The organism is Embleya sp. NPDC059213, from assembly GCF_042754445.1.
In the GTDB taxonomy this organism is placed as follows: domain Bacteria; phylum Actinomycetota; class Actinomycetes; order Streptomycetales; family Streptomycetaceae; genus Embleya.
In genome coordinates, this window is record NZ_JBHZAV010000372.1 from 1 (window position 1) to 3,247 (window position 3,247).

Annotated in this window: 1 protein-coding gene and 2 tRNA genes; all 3 read left to right on the forward strand. The window is 71.1% G+C overall.

The genetic code is table 11. The features are described from left to right. Nucleotides 1-78: 78 nt before the first annotated feature. Nucleotides 79-149 (forward strand) — tRNA-Cys (locus ACFXMF_RS47245). An 88-nt stretch (nucleotides 150-237) separates the two neighbouring features. Continuing rightward, a tRNA-Cys gene (locus ACFXMF_RS47250) sits at nucleotides 238-308 on the forward strand. Nucleotides 309-662: 354 nt separating this feature from the next. Beyond that, entirely contained in the window at nucleotides 663-3,104 is a 2,442-nt protein-coding gene (locus tag ACFXMF_RS47255) for an endonuclease/exonuclease/phosphatase family protein (protein WP_360306440.1), read from the forward strand. The last annotated feature ends 143 nt before the right edge of the window (nucleotides 3,105-3,247 follow it).

Here is a 3,247-nt window from a genome sequence, read left to right on the forward strand (position 1 = left end):
GGAGGCCCACCGGATCGCCCGGTCGGTGGGGCGTGGGTGGTCGGGGCGGATGAATCGACCGGGTTGGTGGCCCGGCCGGGTGGAGTGGCCGAGAGGACAGGCCGCGGCCTGCAAAGCCGTGCACGCGGGTTCGAATCCCGCCTCCACCTCGAAGGGCGAAGGGCCGCGCGAACCGCGGGCGGGCGGACCGGGATTCCCGGCGCCGTCCGGCCGACGGAACGCGCGGTGGTCGAATGCGATGGAGTGGCCGAGAGGCAAGGCAGCGGTCCGCAAAACCGTGCACGCGGGTTCGAATCCCGCCTCCATCTCCGAGTTGGTGTGGTTCGGGGTGTGGGTGCGGGCGCTTCGGCGCGGGCACCGGGTGACCCCGGGGTGAGTGACAAAGTCGGCCGGGGGACGACATCGGTCGACGCGGAAGCGACAAGGGTGGGCCCGGGGCGGGTCCGCTGCCGGATGCGACGCGTGGGTGGGGAAAAAGATTCGGGCCCCGGGGGAACCTTGGCCCCTTTCGGGCCGCCCAAAGGATGGACGGCGTTCACCCGCAGTCCCGAGAATGTCCCGGACCTGTCCCTTTCGCTTTTCGGAGGCCCTGGGTGACATTCCGTCAGCAATCGTCTCGACGACGATCCGTGCCGAGTACCCGGCGGCGGCGGATCGGTGTCGTGGCCACGACCGTGGCCGGCGCCCTCGCCGGTGGCGCGCTCGTCATCGCACCCGCTCCCGCCGTCGCGGCGCCCGCCGTGGACGTGTTGCTCGCCGAGGTGTACGGCGGCGGTGGCAACAGCGGCGCGAGCCTGACCAACGACTTCATCGAGTTGGCGAACAAGGGTTCGGCCGCCGTCGCGGTCGACGGCTGGAGCGTGCAGTACCTTCCGGCCGCGCCCAAGCCGACCTCGGCCTGGCAGGTCACCGCGCTGACCGGCGCGGTGGCGCCCGGCGGTCGGTACCTGATCGGCGAGGCCAAGGGCGCCGGCGGCACCCTGGCCCTGCCCACCCCGGACGCGCAGGGTGCAATCAACATGTCGGGCACCGGCGGCACCGTCGCGCTGGTCCGCGGCAACACGGCGCTCACGTGCCTGACGGCGGCCGACTGCCTGGCCGACGGCCGGGTCGTGGACGTCGCGGGCTACGGCGACGCGGTGGTGCGCGAGGGCACCCCGGCGACCGGCGCGTCGAACTCGGCCTCGGTGGCCCGGACTTCGGCGCTCGTGGACACCGACGACAACGCCGCGGACTTCGTCGCGGGCGCACCGACGCCGCTCAACGCGCGTGGCCAGGGTCCGAGCGACCCGGGTCCGGGCACGCCCGAGCCGACCAACGCGCGCATTCACGAAATCCAGGGCACCACCCGGGTATCGCCGAAGAACGGCACTCGGGTGACCAGTGTTCCGGGCGTGGTGACCGGTGTTCGCGGCTTCGGCAGCGCACGCGGCTTCTGGTTCCAGGACGGCTCGCCGGACGATGATCCCCGCACATCCGAAGGGCTGTTCGTGTTCACCGGCACGGTCACCCCGAAGGTCGCGGTCGGCGACGCGGTCAAGGTGACCGGCAAGGTCGAGGAGTTCTATCCGGGCGGCGCGAACGCCGGCGGCCAGTCGCTGACCCAGGTCACCGACGCCACGTGGGTGATCGACGCTTCCGGTCAGGCGCTGCCCGCACCGGTGTTGCTCGACGCGGCGACCCTGCCGGACGCGTACGCGCCCACCGGAACGCCGTCGATCGAGGCGCTCGCGCTGGAGCCGACGAAGTACGCGCTGGACCGATTCGAGTCGCTCGAAGGCCAGTTGACGCGCGTAGGCGAATCGCGTGTGGTCGGCCCGAGCACCTCGTTCGGCGAACTGTGGGTCACCCTGGAGCCGACGCAGAACCCGACGGCACAGGGCGGCACGCTGTACGGCGGGTACGACGCGCAGAACAGCGGCCGGCTCAAGGTCGCGTCGCTGATCCCGTTCTCCCAGGAGCCGTTCCCGCAGGCCGACGTCGGCGACACGCTCACCGGTGAGACCACCGGCCCGCTCACCTACGACCAGTTCGGCGGGTATTCGCTGGCCGCGACCACGCTGGGCAAGGTGGTCAAGGGCACGCTGACGCCGGAGACGACGCGGGACCAGAAGAACAGCGAACTCGCGGTCGCCACATACAACGTGGAGAACCTCTCCCCCAAGGACACCCAGGCCAAGTTCGACCGGCTGGCGAAGGGCATCGTCACCGCCTTGTCCACGCCGGACGTGGTGGCCCTGGAAGAGATCCAGGACAACAGCGGACCGACCAACGACGGTGTGGTCGCGGCCGATCAGACGCTGGACAAGCTGGTCGCGGCGATCAAGGCGGCGGGCGGCCCGGCCTATTCGTGGCGCTCGATCGAGCCCGTCGACGGCAAGGACGGCGGCCAGCCGGGCGGCAACATCCGCAACGCGTTCCTCTTCGACGCTACGCGCGTCGAGTTCGTGGATCGTCCCGGCGGCGGTTCCACGAGCGCGGTGGGTGTGCGCAAGGACTGGCTGGGGCGTACTCAACTGACCCAGTCCCCGGGTCGGGTCTCCCCCGCGGACCCGGCGTGGGAGAGCAGCCGCAAGCCGCTCGCGGCGGAGTTCCGCTTCCGCGGCAAGACGGTGTTCGTGATCGCGAACCACTTCGCCTCCAAGGGCGGCGACCAGGCGCTGGACAGTCGATTCCAGCCGCCGACGCGCAGTTCGGAGGTCCAGCGCGTGGCGCAGGCAAAGGTGCTGCGCCAGTTCGTGGACGAGTTGCTCGCGTCCGACCCGAGGGCGAACCTGGTGGTGCTCGGCGACCTGAACGACTTCGCGTTCTCGCCGACGCTCAAAACCCTCACCGACGGCGGCGCGCTGCGCACGATGGTCGACACGCTGCCGGCGAACGAGCGTTGGGGGTACGTGTTCAACGGCAACAGCCAGATGCTCGACCACATTTTGACCAGCCCGCGGATCAGCCGCTTCGAGTACGACATCGTGCACGTGAACGCGGCGTTCGCGGACCAGGCCAGTGATCACGATCCGCAGGTGTTGCGGGTGCACCCGAGCACGGGCAACGACTTCCTGGATCTGCTGGAGCGGCTGTGGGAGGAGCTGTTCGAGCGGTCCTGAGGTGGATCGACGGGGGCGGGCCCGGGGGGACGGGCCCGACCTCGGTCTCGACTCGGCCGCATCTTGCGCCCGGCGCCGGATTCGGTGCCGGGCGCGGGTCCGCTGCCGGGCGCGGGTCCGCTGCCGGGCGCGGGTCCCTGTCT